The 20241-nt window shown below is 50.4% G+C and carries 15 protein-coding genes; 8 read left to right on the top strand and 7 right to left on the bottom strand.

Annotated elements, in window-relative coordinates; genetic code table 11:
- From HA50_RS30360 to HA50_RS30350, 3 genes are read right to left on the bottom strand one after another with little or no spacing between them, the layout of a single operon-like run.
- The gene (locus HA50_RS30360; protein ID WP_084881096.1) at nucleotides 1-966 is read right to left on the bottom strand and encodes an acyltransferase family protein; all 966 of its coding nucleotides are present in this window, start codon (nucleotides 964-966) and stop codon (nucleotides 1-3) included.
- Entirely contained in the window at nucleotides 959-4021 is a 3063-nt protein-coding gene (locus tag HA50_RS30355) for an efflux RND transporter permease subunit (protein ID WP_084881095.1), read from the bottom strand. The genes HA50_RS30360 and HA50_RS30355 overlap by 8 nt, the downstream gene beginning before the upstream one ends.
- Nucleotides 4021-5109, bottom strand: a complete 1089-nt coding sequence (locus HA50_RS30350) for an efflux RND transporter periplasmic adaptor subunit (RefSeq protein WP_084881094.1) — start codon at nucleotides 5107-5109, stop codon at nucleotides 4021-4023. The genes HA50_RS30355 and HA50_RS30350 overlap by 1 nt, the downstream gene beginning before the upstream one ends.
- 462 nt (nucleotides 5110-5571) lie before the next feature.
- On the opposite strand from HA50_RS30350, the gene HA50_RS30345 reads away from it, so the two are divergent.
- Nucleotides 5572-8301: a cation-transporting P-type ATPase gene (locus HA50_RS30345; protein WP_084881093.1), complete on the top strand. Its 2730-nt coding sequence runs from the start codon at nucleotides 5572-5574 to the stop codon at nucleotides 8299-8301.
- On the opposite strand, the gene HA50_RS30340 is transcribed toward HA50_RS30345, so the two are convergent.
- From HA50_RS30340 to HA50_RS30330, 3 genes are all read right to left on the bottom strand, one after another.
- A complete protein-coding gene (locus HA50_RS30340; protein WP_084881092.1) occupies nucleotides 8290-9321 on the bottom strand; it encodes an AI-2E family transporter in 1032 nt (343 codons plus the stop codon). The genes HA50_RS30345 and HA50_RS30340 overlap by 12 nt on opposite strands.
- A 245-nt stretch (nucleotides 9322-9566) precedes the next feature.
- The gene (locus tag HA50_RS30335; protein ID WP_084881091.1) at nucleotides 9567-10061 is read right to left on the bottom strand and encodes a FidL-like protein; all 495 of its coding nucleotides are present in this window, start codon (nucleotides 10059-10061) and stop codon (nucleotides 9567-9569) included.
- Entirely contained in the window at nucleotides 10058-10837 is a 780-nt protein-coding gene (locus HA50_RS30330) for a winged helix-turn-helix domain-containing protein (RefSeq protein WP_084881090.1), read from the bottom strand. The genes HA50_RS30335 and HA50_RS30330 overlap by 4 nt, the downstream gene beginning before the upstream one ends.
- Nucleotides 10838-11657: 820 nt before the next feature.
- Between HA50_RS30330 and HA50_RS30325 the strand changes: the two genes are divergently transcribed.
- The 6 genes from HA50_RS30325 to HA50_RS30300 are packed head-to-tail and all read left to right on the top strand — an operon-like array spanning nucleotide 11658 to nucleotide 17794.
- Nucleotides 11658-12260, top strand: a complete 603-nt coding sequence (locus HA50_RS30325) for a helix-turn-helix transcriptional regulator (RefSeq protein WP_139811102.1) — start codon at nucleotides 11658-11660, stop codon at nucleotides 12258-12260.
- A gap of 21 nt (nucleotides 12261-12281) precedes the next feature.
- On the top strand, nucleotides 12282-12878 hold the full coding sequence (locus HA50_RS30320; RefSeq protein ID WP_084881088.1) for a fimbrial protein: 597 nt from the start codon (nucleotides 12282-12284) through the stop codon (nucleotides 12876-12878).
- A gap of 56 nt (nucleotides 12879-12934) precedes the next feature.
- Nucleotides 12935-13633 carry a fimbrial biogenesis chaperone gene (locus HA50_RS30315; RefSeq protein ID WP_084881087.1) on the top strand — a complete coding sequence of 233 codons (699 nt, stop codon included), beginning with the start codon at nucleotides 12935-12937 and terminating at the stop codon, nucleotides 13631-13633.
- Between the two features lie 4 nt (nucleotides 13634-13637).
- Nucleotides 13638-16067 (top strand): fimbria/pilus outer membrane usher protein, encoded by a 2430-nt coding sequence (locus HA50_RS30310; protein ID WP_158087465.1) that lies wholly within the window; start codon nucleotides 13638-13640, stop codon nucleotides 16065-16067.
- A gap of 2 nt (nucleotides 16068-16069) precedes the next feature.
- Nucleotides 16070-17134 (top strand): fimbrial protein, encoded by a 1065-nt coding sequence (locus tag HA50_RS30305; protein ID WP_158087464.1) that lies wholly within the window; start codon nucleotides 16070-16072, stop codon nucleotides 17132-17134.
- Nucleotides 17135-17794 (top strand): EAL domain-containing protein, encoded by a 660-nt coding sequence (locus HA50_RS30300; protein WP_084881084.1) that lies wholly within the window; start codon nucleotides 17135-17137, stop codon nucleotides 17792-17794.
- Between the two features lie 20 nt (nucleotides 17795-17814).
- On the opposite strand, the gene HA50_RS30295 is transcribed toward HA50_RS30300, so the two are convergent.
- Complete coding sequence (locus HA50_RS30295; RefSeq protein ID WP_084881219.1) at nucleotides 17815-18750, bottom strand: LysR family transcriptional regulator; 936 nt, start codon at nucleotides 18748-18750, stop codon at nucleotides 17815-17817.
- 149 nt (nucleotides 18751-18899) lie between these two features.
- Between HA50_RS30295 and HA50_RS30290 the strand changes: the two genes are divergently transcribed.
- On the top strand, nucleotides 18900-20234 hold the full coding sequence (locus HA50_RS30290; RefSeq protein WP_084881083.1) for an MFS transporter: 1335 nt from the start codon (nucleotides 18900-18902) through the stop codon (nucleotides 20232-20234).
- The last annotated feature ends 7 nt before the right edge of the window (nucleotides 20235-20241 follow it).

Raw genomic sequence — 20241 nt, 5'->3', positions numbered from 1 at the left:
TTACAAACTAATCAGCTTTTTGACACCCGGAATTTGCAACATTGCCAGCGAAATCAGCATCGCCAGCGCTACCGTCAGCGCAATCACCAGCAACTTATCCACCACCGATCGAATGCTGATTGCCCACGCCAGAATATTGAAAACCAGATAATGCAGGATATAGACGCCGGTCATGGTCTTGCCCAGGGTGGCGAAGACCGTCGGGAGTTTTTTCCAGTGGGCAGGTAGCGTGATGGCGTTAACGCTGATGGCTATCAGGATCACCAGAAAATAGACCTGCGACCCTGTCAGGACGAAATCATTGCCGGTAGAGATAAAACGGGCGATGAAGTAGTAACGTTCATACAGCCAGGTAAAAAGATAAACCGCAGGCAGCAACAGCAGGCTGAGCCGCACCACCCGCACCGATTGCAGTGTCTGAATCACCATCGGCAACGCCATCAGACGACCGGACAGATAATACAGTACCCAGGTCCAGATACGATATTGCGGCAGCAGGGAGAACGCCCGATTGTCCGGCCACAATATCGCGAGAATGTCATACAAGAATGCCGCCAGTAGCAGGACAAAAATGATCGCGGCCATTTTGCCGGGAAACAGGATTAACCGGTCAATCAAGGGATGTGACACGTAAATTAAAATCAGTGAAATCATAAACCACGGCTGAATCAGATAACCTTTGTTTTGCACCCCGGCAAACCAGAAAAAGGTAAACCAGAAGAGAAAAATCAACAAAATGCGGCGAATCTTATCCAGTTGCCAACTGGGGCTGTGTTTCTGCCCGCTGTCGATATAGCCGCTCAGTAAAAAGTAGAGCGGCGTGGCGATAGTGGAAATAAAACTCAGGATGTTGAGGGCCAGGCTGTAATTGTAGTTGTAGCGATCATAGCTCTGATACAGGGTGAAAAAAGACACCGCCGTCATACAGGCCAGCGTTTTCAACAGATTAAGCCCGGTATTATTCATCAACAGCTTCCTTTGCATGGAAACAGCGATACAGCACCGGCAGCACCAGCAAAGTCAGCACCGTGGCGAAACCTAACCCGAAAATGATCACCACTGCCATGCTCTGGAAAAAAACATCGCGCAACAATGGCAACAGACCCAGTACGGTGGTAAATGCCGTCAGCAGGATCGGTCGCAAACGCGAAGTCGCCGCATCCAGAATTGCCTCCTGTAGCGATTTCTGCTGTCGGAACTGGCGGGTTTCTTCCAGCAAGACAATGCCATTGCGGATCAGCATTCCCGAGAGGCTCAATAACCCAATCAGCGCCATAAAGCCAAACGGAATACCGGTTAGCAGGAAGCCACAGGTGACGCCGATTAAGGCCAGGGGTACGGTGATCCAGATTGCCACCGCATCGCGCAGCGAGTTGAACATCAGAATGGTGATAACAAACATCACCAGGAAGCCAATCGGAAGCGAACTCAGCAACCCACTTTGCGCTTCACGTGAGCTTTCCAGCTCGCCGCCCCATTCGAGGCGATAGCCCGCTGGCAACTTCAGCTGTTCGATTTGTGGCTGCACCCGCGCCACCACCTGGGCCGCAGTGAATCCGAGGGCGGGGTCCGGGTCAGTTTGCACCGTTAACACGCGCATACGATCACGTCGCATAATCAACGGGTCTTCCCACTCAAGGCGGAAATCTGACACCACGTTGCTGAGCGGGACAAAGTGTTGTAATGAGTTGCTCCACAACTGAATGTTGGCGATGTGGTCAATATTCTGCCGTTCATCATCCTCCGGAAACAACATCACCGGGATCAACCGTGAGCCATCGCGGAAGATGCCGACCGCGTCACCGCTGAAATTCATGCGTAACGCCTGGTCAATATCGCGTTTATCGATACCCAGTTCCTGTCCGCGCAATGCCGAGTATTGTGGGCGGATAACTTTGCTACGCTCCTGCCAGTCATTACGCACCGGGAAGGTGGTGCCGTCGGCCTGGAAAATGCCGTCAATCTGGCTGCCAATCTGGCGCAGCGTATCGGGATCCGGGCCGATGACGCGTAAGGCGATCGCGCTGTCGCTGGCGCTGCCGAACTGAATACGTTTAATACGTTCATTCACCTGCGGATATTGCTGCTGAATATAATGTTCAGTCGCTAAGGCAATACGCTCCAGCTGGCGGCCATCCTTCACCCGCACCATGATTTGCGCGTAATTGGTGTACTGACGGGTGGAATCATAAGTCAGGGTAAAACGCATCGCGCCCTGGCCGATGGTGGTGACGGTAGCCGCAACCCCCTCTTCCTGATTAATAAAACGCTCGATTTGCGCGGCGGTCGCGGCGGTATGGTTGATATCGGTGCCATAGGGCAGCCAGAGATCGGTGAAAAATATCGGCGTGTTGGAGGAGGGGAAGAAGTTCTGTTTAACAAAGGTAAAGCCATACAGCGATGCCGCCAGGCAGGCCACCATCACCGTAATCGTCAGCCAGCGTACGCGAATCAATGTGGCCAGCGTGTTGCGATATACACGGAACACGATGCCCTGGTAAGGAGATTGATCGTCCTGTGGCGGCAGTTGTAATTCTTTACGCCGCGCTTCGCTCCATTTGATAAACACCGGCGTAAGCGTCAGTGCGGTGATCCAGCTGAGCAGCAGGGAGATCAGCAGCACCTGGAACAGGGATTTACAGTATTCACCGGTGGAGTCCTGGGACAGGCCAATCGGGGCGAACGCGATGATGGCAATCACCGTCGCGCCCAGCAACGGCATCGCCGTGCGTTGAATCATCTGCGTAGTGGCCTGCTGCAACGGCTTCCCGCGCTGCTGGTCAATTTTAATACCTTCCACCACCACAATGGCGTTATCCACCAGCATACTGAGCGAGATGATCAGTGCGCCCAGCGAGATGCGCTGCAATTCCAGCCCGAACAAATACATCACCAGCAACGTACCCAGTACGTTAAATGCCAGCGATGCGGCGATGACGATGCCGCTGCGTACCCCCATAAAAATCAGCAGCGTTCCGACGACAATTGCCAGCGCCATCAGGAAGTTAAGGATAAATCCATCAACCGACTGCTTCACTTCCTGCGCCTGGTTATAAAACACCTTCAGTGAAATGCCTGCCGGTTTATCCTGCTGATAAGCGTCGAGCTTTTGCGTCAGCGCATCACCGACGTTAATCACGTTGACGCCAGGGGCAAAGGAAACGCCAATCGCCAATGCCTCATGCCCATCGGCATGGTAGAGATTATCCGGGGTATCGGTCACGCCGTGGGACAGGGTGGCGATATCGTGCAGATGCAGGGTTTGCGAGGTGCCGGGACGTGAAATTGGCAGGTTGGCTAAATCCTCCAGCGATTGGAATTCGCCGGTGGGGTTAAAACGGATGGATTCACCGTCAATCCGGATACTTCCGGCGTTAGAAACCACGTTGCTGCGGCTGAGCAAATCAGCCACCCGCGCCGTAGTGATACCGTAGCTGCTCATTTTCGTACTGGAGAGCGCGATACGGATTTGCTCCTGCTGCACCCCCGCCACTGCCACTTTGGCCACGCCCGGCACCAGCACCAGGTCGCGTCGCAGTTGATCGGCGTAGTTGCGCAGTTCGTCGTTGCTGAAGTCTTTGCCATAAATCACAAAGAAATAGCCATAAACGTCGCCAAAATCGTCATTCACAAACGGGGTATGCGCCCCCGGCGGAAACTGAAGCGCGGCATCACCCACGCGCCGCCGGAGTTCGTCCCAGATTTGTGGCAGCTGATTTGCCAGGTAGCTGGTATGAATCGAAACGGTGATCTGCGACAGGCCATTACTGGAGATGGACGTGACGTTATCGAGTGAAGGGAGCCGCTGTAACGCGTTTTCCAGCGGCAACGTCACTTCCTCTTCCACCTGCTGCGCCGATGCGCCGGGATACTGCGTCACAATCACCGCAGCTTTAATGGTGAACAGGGGATCTTCGAGTCGGCCAATGTTGAGCAGCGCATAAATACCGCCAACGCCAAGCAGCAGAATAACCATCCAGATGCGGATGGGTTTATTAATAAAGTTGTCTAAAATCCGCATTATAACCCCCGCTCACGGGTCCAGATGCGGATGGCTTCGCCGTCGCGTAGCTCGCCGGTTCCTGCTGACACGATACGGTCGCCAGGTTTGAGTCCGGAAATAATCTCAACGCCTGCGGCACTGACATCGCCAACTTCTACCTGCTGATCTTTAACGTGTAAATCATTGCCCTCGCCGACAATCAACCAAACATGGGGCTGATTGGTGGGGCTGCGATCGGGATTGAACACCGCAGCACCAGGCACCACCACGCGTGACTGAGCTGGCGCATTCGGCAGGTTATGCAACTGGACCCGTACCGATCCGCTTAGCCCTGCCACATTGGGTAAATCGGCGGGACGCGGCATGGTCAGCACCACTTGCCAGGTCATGGTGGCGGCATCGGTTTGCGTGGTGTGTTCTTTGTAGCTGGCGGTGAAGGTTCTGCCGGGCAGGGCGTTAAATTGCACCTCCGGCTGGTAGCTGACGTTCTGGATATCGAGACTGGTAAACAAACTTTCCGGTACGGTGAATATCACATCCAGCACATCGGCGCGGGTTAGCAAGGCAATGGATTGCCCGGCGGCCACCACCTGATGATTACGGACCTGAACTCTGGCAATCACCCCATCAAAGGGGGCGCGCAGGGTGAGAAATTGCAGTTCTTCCTGGGCGATTCTCAGCGCCGTGGCGGCAGCATCACGATTGGATTTCTGCACATCCATGTCGGCCTGCGACACCGCGCTGCGGTTGGAAAGGGAACGGAAGCGCTGATATTGCCGCTCAGCCAGTTGGAAAGTATTTTGCCGATCCTTCACGCGCAGACGCGCGTCAGTATCATTCAGCGTCGCGAGGGTTTGATTGGCTTTAACCGTCATCCCATCACGTAAATCCAGCTGGGTGATTTGCCCTGCGCGTTTAAAAGCGAGGTCGGTGTTATCACCTGCCTGAATACGTGCCGGGAATATGCGGATATTGGAAGCGTTGCCTGCGGCGATGGTAAACGCCTTAATTACACGAGGTTGTGGTGGCGGGGATTCTTTTTTTTCATCACAACCGGTAAGCAAAACACAGCAAAGCAGAAAAAGCATTGCCTTGTATTTTATCATTATTTTTCCCTCATCCCGAAAATACCGCGCCATGGATTAATCAGTTAACAAGGAACAATTTTAAGCATTACTACATTTGTGTTGCAGTTCAGAAATGTCATCAGGAGATATGCGAAACCACGAAATATGTTAGCAGCCCCACCAGCGTGGTGGCGACAACTGCCATGATAACGAAGCCAAAAACTAACTTAACCGTCTGTATTTCCATTGTTATTTCCCTTTCCTCTCTGTCGTGGAGGCTGACAAGAGACGCGTACAGCCAGAGTCCGGACGCACAGGCAAGCTAACATTGCCATTCTGATAATATAGATTAGATTTAATTTATCTCATTCAAATCATTAGCTGGATTATTTTTTTTCAGGCGAAAATCTCGGTCAGTGTCTTAAAAATCTAATTACCTCAGTTTGTGTGTGTTTTGTTGAAAAACTCATTTTAACAATAGCTTAATAGCTAGGGGTCCATATGGAAAATGTTCAAGGTCAGGATAAGGGCGCTGTTTCAACTGGGCAGCTCTGGTATCAGTGCACTACAGAAGAAACTTTCCAAAACTTAGCAAGTTCACCGTCTGGCTTATCTTCTTCCGCAGCCAATGAGCGCCTGGAAAAATACGGTCCCAATGCGCTGCCGCAAAAACCCGAGAAGTCAGCGCTACTGAAATTTATCTCTCATTTCAAAGATGTATTGATTTATATCCTGTTTGCCGCCGCGCTCATCACGGCGGTGATGGGCCACTGGGTGGATACATTTGTCATTATCGGCGTCGCAGTAATCAATGCGTTAATTGGCTTTATTCAGGAAAGTAATGCCGAAAAATCGCTGAAAAGTATCCAGAATATGTTAGCCAGCGAAGCCATCCTGGTGCGCGACGGCAAACAAATCACCATACCTACCCAGGATATTGTGCCCGGTGATGTGGTGATGCTGCGTCCGGGCGATAAAATCCCGGCGGATTTGCGTTTGTTTGACGTGCATAACCTGCGGGTAGAAGAGGCGATTCTTACCGGCGAGTCCACTGTGGTGTCTAAAAATGTCGATGCGTTGTCCGGTGAAAAATCATTGGGCGACCGCCTTAACCTCGCATTTTCCGGCACCACTGTCAGTTCCGGCACCGCTGCGGGTGTGGTGGTAGCCAGCGGAGGCGACACCGAACTGGGGCATATCAATGAGATGATAAGCTCTGTGAAAGAGGTGAAAACTCCGCTGCTGGTCCAGATTGATAAACTCGGCAAAGCGATATTTTTCATCATCCTGCTGATGATGGTTGCGCTGTTTATCTTCGGTTATATCCTGCGTGATATCCCGTTCCCTGAGCTGGCGCTCTCGGTTATCAGCCTGGCAGTGGCGGCGGTACCGGAGGGATTACCGGCCATTATCTCGATCATCCTGTCGCTCGGCGTGCAGTCCATGGCGCGGGTCCAGGCGATTATCCGTAAATTACCTACCGTTGAGACGCTGGGGGCGATGTCGGTGATTTGCTCCGACAAAACCGGCACCCTGACCATGAATGAAATGACGGTTAAAGCGGTGGTGCTGGCAAAAAGCAAATGGCGCGTCAGCGGCAACAGCTATGAACCGAAAGGCGAAATTGTGGCAGAAGAAGGGGCCAGCGGACTGAATGCCGCGACCGACCCGCTGTTCCAGCAATTCCTGCATGCGGTTGATACCTGTAACGAAAGTCAGCTGCGGCAGGATGCCAGCGGGCACTGGGTCATCGTCGGTGGCCCCACCGAAGGTGCGATGAAAGTGCTGGCGGCAAAAGGCATTGCGCAGAAAAAATCCGTTGAGGTCATCAGCAAACTTCCCTTTGATTCGCTGTATAAATATATGTCGGTGAGTTGTGTCGCGGATGGGCAGGCGTACATTGTGCTGACCGGTGCCCCCGATGTGTTGCTGAAGCTTTGCCAGCAGCAACAGACACCCAATGGCGTGGAGCCGCTGGACCTCGCTTACTGGGAAGCGGCGATCACCACCTACGCCAGTGAGGGGTTGCGTACCGTCGCTGCGGCGTGGAAACCGATGTCAGAGCCGGTCACTTCGCTGGATCATGATGAACTGAACAACGGCATGGTACTGCTGGGGCTGGGTTGCATGATGGACCCCCCGCGTCCGGAGGCCATCTCGGCCATTCACGACTGCCAGCAGGCGGGGATTCGCGTCAAAATGATCACCGGCGACCATCAGGAAACCGCGATGGCTATCGGCCAGATGCTGGGTATTGGCAACAGCAAATCAGCGGTCACCGGTTATGAACTTGAGCATATGAACGACGCGGAACTGGCGCAGGCGGCGAAAACCTATGACATCTTTGCCCGTACCAGCCCGGAGCATAAATTACGCCTGGTAAAAGCGCTGGAATCGAGCGGCGAAATCGTCGGTATGACCGGCGACGGTGTCAACGATGCACCCGCGCTGAAGCAGGCCAACGTCGGTATCGCCATGGGTATCAAAGGCACCGAGGTGACGAAAGAGTCGGCGGATATGATTCTCGCGGATGACAACTTCGCCACCATTGCCGCCGCGGTAAAAGAAGGACGGCGGGTGTATGACAACCTGAAGAAAACCATTCTGTTTATCATGCCGACCAACCTGGCGCAGGGCTTACTGATTATCATCGCCATCCTGATGGGGAATCTGCTGCCGCTCACCCCGGTACAGATTTTATGGATGAACATGGCGACGTCCGCCACGTTGTCTTTTGGCCTGGCATTTGAACCGGCAGAAGCCAATGCCATGCGCCGTCCTCCACGTAATGTGAAGGCGCATGTGATGGATGGATATGCCATCTGGCGTGTCATTTTTGTCGGCTTGTTAATCTCCATCAGCGCCTTTGTGCTGGAAGCCTGGTTACAGCCACGTGGCTACAGCCCGGAATTTATCCGCACCGTGCTGCTGCAAATGCTGGTGACCGCGCAGTGGGCTTATATGATTAACTGCCGTAATTCGGAAGGCTTCTCCCTCGACAGCGGATTGATAAAGAACAAAGGTATCTGGCTGGTGACGGTGGTACTGATCGTGCTGCAGGCGATCATCATTTATATCCCGCTGATGAATACGCTGTTCGGTACCCGTCCGTTACCGATTAATTACTGGTTTATCTCACTGATTGTCAGTATCGCTATCTTTATTGTGGTTGAGATAGAAAAACGTCTGACACGATCATGGCGTGGGGTGAAAACCCAATCACTGACCTGAGTTCGCTGATATTGAGTCCTGCTGTTGCCGGTAGCTGGCCAGCAGGACTTTTTTAATCAGGTAGGTCAGAGGGATTGCCAGGATAGCGCCGGTAATGCCCAGCACGGCCTGCCAGAACAAAAAGGCCAGCAGCTGGCTGGTTAATGACATATCCAGCCGTTTACCCACCATCAACGGTTCCAGCACGGAACTGAGCGTCAGGTTCAACACCACAAAAAATCCCGCTATCACCAGGGCAATTTCCAGGTCAAACGCGAGATAGCTTTGCACCACAGGCGGAATGGCGGCCATAAAGGAGCCCAGCACCGGCACGTAATTGAAAACAAACATCAAAACGCCCCAGAAAAAGGCAAACTTCAATCCCAGTAACTGCGCGCCACCCCAGACGATCAAACCACCAAAAATCCCCGTCAGCGTTTTGACCCGAGCATAGACAATCACACTCTGAATCCCTTCCTGCAGTGCCAGATATATCGCCGGTGAGTCGCCGCACGCACGCTTCTGCAAGGCATTTTTCAGCAGCGGCAGCTCGTAAAGCATAAACAACAGCATCAGGAAAACCATCACCCACCATGACAACACGCCGGGAATTTGAGTCAGGAAAGCGGTAACCCAGCGGACAATGGCACCGGCATCGACAAACGCCAGCATTTCGTCCGGTGCCAGGGCAATGCCAATTTGATCAAGAGCCTGAGTTACTTCCTGCAATCTTGCCGTCAGTAACAATGGCGTCTGGCGGCTCAGCAGGATCAAATCCGGTGTCAACACGGTCAGTTTGATAATGGTCACCACAATGATCAGCAGCAATACCGAGATAATCAGCAGGGAGGAGAGAATGCGCGGGATGCGTTTATGTTCAAACCAGCTCACCAGCGGATCCAGCATGATGGAAAGCAGCATCGCCAGCAGCACCTGATTAATCAGGTGCGCGGACAGGTGTAACCCGAACAAAATCAATGTCAGACAGGCGAGTGAAATCAGTACACGCGATAACTGCGGCCACGGCGTAAACCAGCTCATTGTCGTCATTTCCCTGAAGTTAACGATTCGCTGCATAGTGCATTAACTATATCTGCAATGTTTTGATTCAGCATACTTAAAGGTGGTGGCAGGGCAGATTATGCACATGGCCGTGCAGCATAACGCTGAAAGTTAGCAAGGATGCCAGTAAGGCATGCTTATATAGGTTTTTATTCTGCTATTGCTAAGAATTTTAGCTGTATCTCGATATGATTGACTGGTGCGTCAAGCGCGGTTACACATATTTAGTAACGCTGGCAGGTGAATAAATAAGAGAGAGGGCCACCAATCAGGTAGGCCTTAGTATCGACTTGCACGACATCCAACTGTAAATAAGAAGGGTCAAGCGTGAGCTCGGCCAGCAGATCATTAAAAACTGCGTCCGGGGTATTATCAGTCGGGGAAGTGATGATGCTCTCGATATGATAGTGATAGGTATCATAATCAATTTTGTCACCCTGATTGAGGATAATTCTGCGATTGAGAGTGGCGACCGCATTGCCATAATTCACCTGGCCGTTAAGCAACAAATAACCTGAAGTTTTATCCTGGAAGCGTAAATCCTGGGTGAGTGCAAATTCGTTATGTGAACCCTCTTTACGACTGAGATCATAATGAGTGAAGGTTGAGCAACGGAAAGGAAACGCGTCGGCATGACGTATAAAAGTCATTGCGCCTATGGCAATTAAGGTTACGGCGACCAGTACACTGGCCAACACGATCATCGTAGTACGCTTCAACCCATTCTCCAGTCGAGATAATAAAAGTTATCGCACGCGATGACATGACCGCTGTCATTCAGCTTGCAGGAGGAGAGCGTGGTTCTGCCATAGTTTTGTGCCGAAAATGCGGTGATTTTATCAAAGTAGAGACGCCGACTACTGTCACAGGTTTGGTGGTTCTCGCGCAACATTTGTTGAATTTGCTTTTCCAGCATCGGCTGGTCATGGCTGTCGACGCCCTGCACAAACACCACATTACAGCCGCCGGCTAACGGAATAGAAACCGGCGTAATTTCCTGTTCACCTGATCGCACTACCCGATAATACCAACTGCCGCTGGCAATCAGACAAACCATCAGCACCGTCAATAGCAGGAGATAATTGGTGTGGCCGTGTGTTGCGCGGTGACCGTCCGGATAGAGAGGAGAATCCGGCGCTGAAGTTGATGCCTCTTCTTTGATGGTCTCTTCCCGCGTGATGGGGATTTCTGTGTTGAGACGAATCCCCATTTTCGGCACGGTGATGATCAAATTTTCACAGCCAAAGGATGCCAGTGCACGCCGTACAATGCTGAGATATTGGTTCAGGTTATTATTTGATCCCCGTAGTCCGTATTTATCCCATACCTCGGTCAACAGTGCATCCCGCGTCAGGATCTCACCGTTGGAATTCAGTAATTGTTCAAACAATCGGCCAGATGAGAGGCTGAGACTCAGCGTCTCCTGGGTAGGGAGATGGTTTAATGTGCAGTCATCGGAGTTATAAGTTACGGTCCCGTCGATCGTATAAATCATTCAGAAATCACTATATTTTCGCGGATTGTTTGCAGTATAGGTCAGAACAGTAAGATAGCCTACTGCTTACCGGACTGTTGCACGAGTTGCTGAGAGAAAATTAATCACCATCACCCACCCTCGCAATTTAAATCTATAAATGTTGTTAAAATAGGTTTTAGTTCTGATAATTTTGTTATTATCGGATTATAAATCCAGTAAAAGGCCGGGAGTGAGAAGCAGAACACAAAGCACGGTGTTCCCCTATAACACCTAATCGTAATAAAGCATCGTACGGTAGGCGGGCATAATAGCAGTATATTTATCTAAATATTCGCGAATCATATATTCAAATTGCTCTGTCCAATCTTTGAACAGTAAAGTTAAGGCATCGGGAAGTAGATTTATCTGAACAACTATTATCTGCGAATGGATAAAACGCCGTCATATTGACCTGATGCTGACAACTCATAAAAGCAGGCGAAATAATTCATGGCGTCAAGATGTTTCATTCACAAAACAAAAATAGTGAACATTAAATTGATTATGATCAAATAGCGTCAAAAATCGGTTCGAAAATGAACTGCCGGGGAAATGCAAGAAGGGATCTCATTAGTTTCAGGACAATTCCACGGATTAGTCACTGTTTTTGTAAACTTTGAATGTGTATAACACCATGGGCATTGAATTTATCGTATGAAAAGGAATGGCTATCAATAAGATAACGCTTGAGTGACATTCCTGGTTTTGTAAATTAATTCACGGTTCTTTTTAAGAACTATCCACGCAATTAATTATTCACTTTCAGACTTATCTGGATAACATTATCTACATAAAATTTGTGCGTAACTCAATCACCGGCCTGCTCAGTGATGCTCTGGTACGCACAGTTTTATGGCTCAGCAAGCCAGGAACTTACAGGTTGGTTTACATGGGAGAGATTAGAATCATTATTCTCGGTGGCGATGAGTTTATGACCGAAGGTGTGAAGTATGTTATTTCGTGTCTCGCTATGCCGAACGATAGGTTTGAAATTAAGAATGGTGGGATTATTGATTGTCTGAAAGCGAATGACATTGATTTTCAGCGTACGATTATTATTGCACCCAGGCACTTATTGAGTGTCATTAGCTTGTTTCCAAATGACATCAGCGTTATCGCGGTGTGCAGTACCATTAGCGTTGGTGAATTTGCGCAGCTACTGATGAACAACTCATTCACCAGGGAGCAGGTACGGTCATCTTATATTCCCAGACTGACCAATACCGAAAGACGCTATTGCATGCTGCTGGCTCAGGGAGTTTCAGTGGCGCAAATGGCCATTATCTTTCATTGTGGACATAAGAACATCAGCAACATAAAAGCGAAGGTGATGATGAAGTGGCGGTGTCATAACACCGTAGACTTCTACAAATTGTTACTGAGCCTTTTAGAAATAATTTAAGTTATCCAGGAAGCCTCATAAATGGAAAATCGTATTTTTAATAAAGTGACACTCGGCGTATTTGCCTATTTATTCTGTAATCTTGCTTCAGCGACAACCACCTCTGGCGTTGGCGGAGGCACGATCACTTTCTCAGGTGCAGTGACGGATGTGACCTGTAATGTCACCACCAGCAACGGAAGTGATTTCACCGTAGATATGAGCCCGGTTACCACCACTGATGTGGGCACAACCGTGGGTGTGGTGACGGCGAATCCGCAGCAATTCAGCCTGACTGTGGATGGGTGTAGTGGATTTGACAATACCAGCACCACTGCTCAATCGCTGCAGATTAAATTTTCCGGTTCTAATGTCTCTGATGACGGTGTCTACCTGAAGAATTTATCGGGCACTGCGACCGGGGTTGGGGTGGGTATTACCTCAGACGGCAGCACGCTGGTGGCACTGAACAGCGCTTTGGATACCGGGCTGGCAACAACTTCGTCTGACTCAACCAGTTTTGACACGGCAGCCAATGGTACTTTGACCTATTACGCCAACTACTACAACTACGGTGGGACGTCGGTAACGACAGGTTCTGTCATCACTACCGCCACCTATACCTTTGACTACGAGTAATCGTTAACCCAATCTGGACGAGAAAACCGGACAAGGATGTCCTGCCAGGAAAGATCATGTTTCGCAAATCCATTCTGCTGTGCTCATTATTATTTCTGAGCACATTCACTGCGTATGCCAGCGTAGTAATAAATAACACCAGGGTCATTTTTAATGGTGATAAAAAGAGCGCCAATGTGCAGCTAATGAACAAATCGTCAGAAACACATTTGGTGCAATCCTGGATTGATAATGGCAACCCGGATGCCAAGCCTGAAGATTTAAAATTAGCGCTGGCGGTAGTGCCTGCTGTAGTACGCATTGATGCGGACAATGGTCAGGTATTGAATATCATTAAAAATGATCTCGTTGCCGCGTTGCCAAAAGACCGGGAAAGTTTGTTCTGGCTGAACATCATCGATATCCCTCCGGTTCCGCAGCATAAAAGCGGTAACTATTTACAGTTTGCGGTACGCAGCCGGTTAAAAGTATTTTATCGACCAGCAGGCTTAGCCATAAGCCAAAGCAGTCTTGCCCAACATATTCGCGTGCAAGGTGGCTGCATTAAAAATGAGACACCTTATTTTGTTACCGTGGTGGGCATTGAAGAAAGTAGCGGTAAAAAAGGACTGAACCTGATCGATAAGGCGCTGCTATTGCGTCCATTTTCCTGTAATGCATACGACAGGCGTCATCCTCTGAGCGAGCAAACGTCTTACGTCTTTAAAATTATTGATGACTTCGGCACACAAAGAGCTATCGACATTAGCCGCTGATACTATGAAACTTCATCATCGATTAACCGTCACATTACTGTTATCGGGCGCTGGCTGTTCGTGCCAGAGTTATGCTGCCACTGAATTTGACCCGAGCTTTATGGTTGGTGCCAGTGCCAAAGATTTCTCTCAGGAACAAAAAAGTGCTATTAGTCCCGGTATCTATTCCGCAGACGTTTTTGTCAATAGAGAGTGGAAAGGACAATATGAGGTAAAAATCGATGCTACCAGCGCGGTATATGTCAATGCCGCACATCTGAAGAGGTTTGATATTAAAACCCTCACAACAGTGACGGGGCATAAGGATGCAGATTGGGTCATGCTGGCGCAATATCTTGATGCGCGCGCAGTAGTTTTTCATCACGACAGCTTTCGTCTCGATATTACTGTTCCGCAGGCAGATGTTATTGCTCATGATAAAAACTGGTTACCACCCGAGCTGTGGGATAAAGGTATTAGTGGGTTGTATACCAATTATAATCTTCTCTATTCAAAAAGCCGTTACCGCAACAGTGGTGACGATCAATCCTATTTATATTTGTCACTTAACAGTGGCTTTAATCTGGCCGACTGGCACTTCCATGATAACTCTTACTACTACCGTCGGCAGAACGCGGAAGCGAAGTGGGTAAATCGCAGTCGTTATCTGGAGAAATCAATCCCCGCGATTGACTCGACGGTGACAATAGGTGACAACGCCAGCAATGCAAACTGGTTTGATAGCTTCAATTTCCGTGGTCTGGGCGTGAAAAAGGACCTGACCATGCTCCCGGATAGCTATCGCACTTATATGCCCGTTATTAAAGGGAATGCTGATAGCAATGCGGTTATCAAGGTCTTGCAGGACGGTAAAATTATCTATCAGCAAAGTGTGCCTGCCGGGCCATTTATCATCGCCGATCTGATGCCCACGGGTTCACGCTCCGATCTGACTCTGGTCATCGAAAATGCCAATGGCACTACCAACTCTTCCGTTATTCCCTATTCTGCGGCTTCCGGTATGTTGCGCAGTGGATCGTCTGACTGGTTGTTCAACGCCGGTCAGTTGCGGACCGGATCACAGCTGGATAAATGTTACTTCTCTCAGGCGGAATATACGCTGGGGATAAATAATTACCTGACGATGGCAGCGGGTGCGCTGCTGAGCAGTAAATATAAATCGGGGCTGGTAGGCACGTCGGTGCTGGTGCCCTATGTCGGGACGCTGTCAGCCAGCTTTGAACAGGCAACATTACATGATGCGCAGAGTACCGCCAGCGGTAACAAAAGCAAAATTGCCTGGAATCGTTATTTCAGTGCAAATACCAATGTTACCGTCAGCTTGACGCACAAAAACCCCGGCTATTTGACATTGAATGAATCCGATTCCGTCAGCGAATATATCAGTGACAAAATTGGCTACCAGGCCCAGGAAAAAAATAATCTCAGCATATCGGTTGATCAGCGTTTGCCTGACGGCTATGGCACATTATCAGCCAGTATTTATACTGTTAGCTACTGGAATACTCGCAACAAATCCACCCAATACTCTCTGGGCTGGAGCAACAGCTATAATGATATTTCATGGAATCTGAACGCAGGAAGACGTCTTTATCGTGAGAACTACACGGATGATTATAGTGATGACAGCAACGTAAAATATTACGACGAATCATACATTAGTCTCTCATTAAGTATTCCATTTACCCTATTTGAGCGACCGGGCAGCATAACTTCAGCACTAACCGCCGAAGGTAAAAACTACAGTTCATCTTCTCTGAACTGGAATCAGCAATATGCTGACAATCTGCGCTATAGCCTGTCTCTGAAAAATAGTCAGAATGAGAAAACCACGGCCGGAGGATTCGTTTCCTGGGATACGCCTGCCGCCAGTTTGACCGGTAATGCCACCAGGGGGAGCAATTACAGCCAGTATGGCGCTGGTGCCAGTGGCAGTATTTTAGTCTCTCGATACGGCGTCTTGACATCGCCGAAAACGGGCAGCAATTTTGTCATTATTGATGCACCGGGTGTTTCAGGTGCCAGGGTCAACGGTAATGAAAGTTTTACCACCAACGCTTCCGGTAAAACATTAATTCCCTATGCTAAAGCATGGCGTAAAAATAGTTATTATCTGCGTTCTGAAGCCGGGAGTGATGTGCTCGGCAATATCAAACAAATTGCGCCGTGGAAGGGCAGTATTTCTTATGTGAAATATATAACCGACACACGGCAGACGTTTTCCCTGCGGGCCACGGATGCCCAGGGTGGAGCTTTAATCTTTGGTGCCTCAATTTTTGACAGACAAGGTCAGGCTCTCGGGTATGTTGCTCAGGGGGGTTTAATTTATATTAAGGCGGAATTTCTGCCTGACTATATTTTAATTAAAACCGACAGTAAAAATTCCTGCATCATCAGAAACGTAAGTTTGGCAGGCGAGAATATATGCAAATAATTATGAAGAAAAGTATTTTAATGCAGTTATGTCTGGCGGCGCTGTTATTTTTCGCTTCTGTACAGGTTTATGCTTACTGCGACCCAAAAAACATCTCAACCAGCTCAAGTGCTGTCGCAGTGACCAGTAACAGTGCGACTGACATTAGTGACATGCTCTCGTTAAGTAGCAGTTATTCCTACACGCAAAGCTCGAATTTTGCGGGTTATCAGTTGGCATGCTGGACGGGGGGAGAAACACTTTATTATCGCAACGGCATTGATGGTGGTTATACCGTGAAATTCACCAGTGGCGATTTAGACACGTACATTAAATTCACCGCCTCACTGTCGATGACCAGCAAAAGTTTTAGCGGATTGATGGGCACCACTTATGCGGCCAGTGATTTTGATGCAGATATGACGCTCAACGCTGAAGTGGTCAGCACCACCACCTATGACGCAACCACCTCCAGTTCCAGCATGGAGATTCCGGTATTGTATCTGCTGACTTCTAGCGGCAACTCAACGTATGCCACTGCCAGCGCCCTGCGTAGTTTTGTCGCTACCTCAGCGACGGCAAGCGCAGCCTCTTACAGTAATCTCAAGGGATTTGCCTCAATGACGGTAAATTTCCTGCCTGTCAGCACGACCTGTACCATTGAAAATCTGGAATTCTCACTGCCCAGCACCACCGTGTTTGCCCTGAAGTCGGGTGAATACTCCGACAGCCAGTTCACAATTCCGGTGAGTTGTAGCGGCAGCGTGAACAGCCTCGCCACCAAAACTTTTAATTTACGTGCTTACAGTAACGACCTGGTCGATACCAGCAATTACATCATCAGAAATTCCGCCTCAACTTCATCTGGCATTGGTTTCCAGCTGTTTAACAGTTCCACTGATCCCATCAGGATGAGTTCAACCTTTGATAGCAGCGCCACCTCGCTGGCTTCCATGACGAAGGGGAGTGACCTGGTTACCTCGCTCACCAGCATCGGCATTGGCGCGCGGTACAAAATCTATGACAGCAGCAATCTCTCACCAGGCACGGTGATTGGCACGATGGTGATTTATATGGAGTATGAATAAATGTCTATCTCAGGCATACAGCACGCCCTCCAGCCTGTTGCAGGGATCAGATTGCAGCCGTTGGTCTGCTTAACGTCACAGGAAGTGGTGGCGCATGAAGTGTTATCCACGTTTTCTCCCCGGCTGGATATTGAACGCTATTTTCAGGCGATCAGCATAGAAGCAGCCAGCAGGTTGTTCTTTTGGCAAGTTGATCAGATTGTGCAGCAGCATGCTGAGGGCATCTTTAGTTTCAATCTGCCACTCCGGGTGTTGATGAGTCCGCATTTCCTGCCACGACTGCAAAACTATGCCAGCCACCAGAGATTGATGATTGAATTACAGGATGCCAGTGCACTAGCTGATTTAAACGCACATCAGTTAAGCCGCTTCTTACAACACTCAGAACATTTGCGTCGCTCGGGCTGGCCGCTGTGGCTGGATGATATCAGCGAGGAAGCCTTGCTCAGGCTGACAGGAACCGGCTATCACTTTGCCGCTATCAAGATTGCCGCGAGCCTTTTCCAGCAGTCTTGTTCCTCCAGGCTGCATGCGATGACCCGGCTGGCCCGCCACATCACCGGCTGCGTAATTTTCGAAGGAATTGAAACCCACGCACATCTGGCGAAAGCCATTGCCAGTGGAGCCGCCGTTGGCCAGGGTTTTTTGTGGCGTGAATAGGCCAGCAAAAGCGGCAACCTTTACTTTTGCACCACCATCTCACGCGCATCATTTTGCTGTAACCAGTCTCGGCTCACCACCCGCAACATCTCGATAAAGGTCTGCCCGGCAGTGGAAAGACGGCCAATATTCGGACACAAAATGCCGATATCGGTAGCAGGCAACACCTCCTTCAGAGTCAGGGGGCGTAATGTTTGCTGATAACCAGGAAACCGCAGTCGCACCGATGACCACATGCTGACCATCTCCGCTTCTTCCATCAGGCGCGCCATGATGGTGGGAGAAGAACAATGAATCACCCGCTCAGGCAGCGGCAGGTTATAACGCCGAAAGACCTGAGCCAGAATTGAATGGTCGCCAGGCTCATCCCAGTCCAGCCAGGTGTAAGCCAGCAGTTTGCGTAAGGAGGTGGTATGGGTGATGGGATGCTGCTGACCGGCGATGATCGAGTTGTTCAGCGAATAAAGCATCTCATAATACATAGGCGCAATGCGCATGCCATCGGTGGCGGAGATCACTGCCAGGTCAATACGGCTGTTTTCCAGGGCATCGTAGAGCTGATGTGGACGGCCCTCCATCGCAATCAGTTTCACGCCCGGAAAACGCTGCTGATAGTTGAGCAAAGTGGTGGTGAAGGGACCGTAAGACGCCGCAGAAGTAAAGCCGACACGCAGCTGGCTCATCGCTTTACCCAGCAGATGATCGATCTCCTCCCGCGCCTGACTTAGCGAGCGGTCGATATCACGGGCATGACGTAATAACACCTGCCCATATTCATTTAACGCCACGCCGCGCGAGGAACGCTCGACAATCGGCATTCCGATCTCGGCCTCCATTTCCTGAATGGTTTTGCTGATGGCGGGTTGGGTGAGATGCAGGGTGCGTGCGGCTTTGCCAATGCTCCCCTGGGCCGCCACTTCCAATAACACATCAAGCTGGTTCAGTTTTATTTTCATGTTTTCCCGTCGCTGGTGCAGAAAATGCACCATCAGATATCAATGAAGATAACCAAAGGCATAACTATTTCTCATGATTGAAATGTAATTTATTTATGCCAATAGTGCACCTTCCACCGTTTCTGGAACGTTACTGGAAGGATATGCCGATGAAAAAAGTCAAATGCGCACCCGCTGAGGCGGAATTAGCCGTCTCGCTTCCTTTCAGCGCCGCTGCGCCGGTCAGTCGCCGCTCCCAGGCAAAATCGCTGTTTGCCGTGACGCTGGGGAATGGTTTAGAAATCTATGATTTTGCGGTTTACAGCTTTTTTTCCGTCATCATTGGTCACCTTTTCTTTCCCACGGATAGCGATTCCGCTTCATTGCTACTGGCGGTCGCCACCTTTGGTGTCGGTTTTTTTATGCGTCCGCTCGGCAGCCTGGTGCTGGGCCATTACGCTGACAAACACGGGCGTAAGGCAGCATTGACCTTGATTATGGCGTTGATGGCACTCGGCGTGGCGCTGGTGGCCTTTGCACCCACTTATGCGCAGGTGGGAATGCTGGCTCCCGCGCTGCTGGTGACCGGACGCTTGTTGCAGGGTTTCTCGGCCGGTGGGGAAGTCGGAGCGGCAACCAGTTGGCTGATGGAGGCGGGAGATCAAGCGCAGCGCGGCTCACGCGTCAGCTGGCAAATGGCCAGCCAGGGCGGGGCGGCACTACTTGGGGCGGCGATGGGGGCATTATTGACCCACAGCTTAAGCCAGGATGCCTTGTACAGCTGGGGCTGGCGTATTCCCTTTATCGTCGGTCTCGCGGTGATGCCGGTAGGCATTTATATCCGTCGTCATTTGCATGAAACCCATGTAACCGCAACCGCAGCACCAACGTCTAAGCCTGCCAGCCGCCTGTGGCGTGACTATCGTCGCCAAATGTTGCTTGGCATTCTGCTGGTGATGAAAAGCACCACGACCTTTTACATCATCGTTTATTACATGCCCGCGTATATGGTGCATACCCTGCACATGCCCGCATCGACTTCTTACTGGATTAGCCTGGTTGCAGGTGCTTTAACCCTGGTGGTGCCGTTCTTTGCGGGCAAACTGGCGGATCGCCTGCCGCATCGTAAGCCGTTGTTGCTGGCCTGTGGTGTCGGTTCTCTGCTGCTGATCTGGCCGATATTTGCCACGCTGCACAACGGTGCGCCTTTTGCCCTCACCATGACGCTGATCATCCTCGATCAGGTACTGGCGAATATCACAGCGGTGGCCTTCTTCCTGCTGATCCTGGAGGCATTTCCCCGTTCGGTACGCGCGTCGGGCATGGCGCTGATCTACGCCATTGGCGTTACCCTGTTTGGCGGCTTCGCGCAGTTCAACGTCACCTGGTTGTTGAATGTCACGGGCAACGCCATGGCTCCTGCCTGGTACCTGATGCTGAGTGCGCTGGTCTCACTGGCGGCGTTGCTGGCGTGGCGAGAAAAACCGGTTTTATCCGATGAGTGAATATTGA

Source organism: Pantoea cypripedii, from assembly GCF_002095535.1.
GTDB lineage: Bacteria > Pseudomonadota > Gammaproteobacteria > Enterobacterales > Enterobacteriaceae > Pantoea > Pantoea cypripedii.
Note: the sequence above shows the minus strand (reverse complement) of the source record. Positions and strands in the feature narration are given on the sequence as shown.

Bases quoted from the DNA above. Each gene is read 5' to 3' on its own strand.
- HA50_RS30360 (WP_084881096.1), bottom strand. From the start codon at position 966: ATGAATAATACCGGGCTTAATCTGTTGAAAACGCTGGCCTGTATGACG.
- HA50_RS30355 (WP_084881095.1), bottom strand. From the start codon at position 4,021: ATGCGGATTTTAGACAACTTTATTAATAAACCCATCCGCATCTGGATG.
- HA50_RS30350 (WP_084881094.1), bottom strand. From the start codon at position 5,109: ATGATAAAATACAAGGCAATGCTTTTTCTGCTTTGCTGTGTTTTGCTT.
- HA50_RS30345 (WP_084881093.1), top strand. From the start codon at position 5,572: ATGGAAAATGTTCAAGGTCAGGATAAGGGCGCTGTTTCAACTGGGCAG.
- HA50_RS30340 (WP_084881092.1), bottom strand. From the start codon at position 9,321: ATGAGCTGGTTTACGCCGTGGCCGCAGTTATCGCGTGTACTGATTTCA.
- HA50_RS30330 (WP_084881090.1), bottom strand. From the start codon at position 10,837: ATGATTTATACGATCGACGGGACCGTAACTTATAACTCCGATGACTGC.
- HA50_RS30320 (WP_084881088.1), top strand. From the start codon at position 12,282: ATGGAAAATCGTATTTTTAATAAAGTGACACTCGGCGTATTTGCCTAT.
- HA50_RS30315 (WP_084881087.1), top strand. From the start codon at position 12,935: ATGTTTCGCAAATCCATTCTGCTGTGCTCATTATTATTTCTGAGCACA.
- HA50_RS30310 (WP_158087465.1), top strand. From the start codon at position 13,638: ATGAAACTTCATCATCGATTAACCGTCACATTACTGTTATCGGGCGCT.
- HA50_RS30305 (WP_158087464.1), top strand. From the start codon at position 16,070: ATGAAGAAAAGTATTTTAATGCAGTTATGTCTGGCGGCGCTGTTATTT.
- HA50_RS30300 (WP_084881084.1), top strand. From the start codon at position 17,135: ATGTCTATCTCAGGCATACAGCACGCCCTCCAGCCTGTTGCAGGGATC.
- HA50_RS30295 (WP_084881219.1), bottom strand. From the start codon at position 18,750: ATGAAAATAAAACTGAACCAGCTTGATGTGTTATTGGAAGTGGCGGCC.
- HA50_RS30290 (WP_084881083.1), top strand. From the start codon at position 18,900: ATGAAAAAAGTCAAATGCGCACCCGCTGAGGCGGAATTAGCCGTCTCG.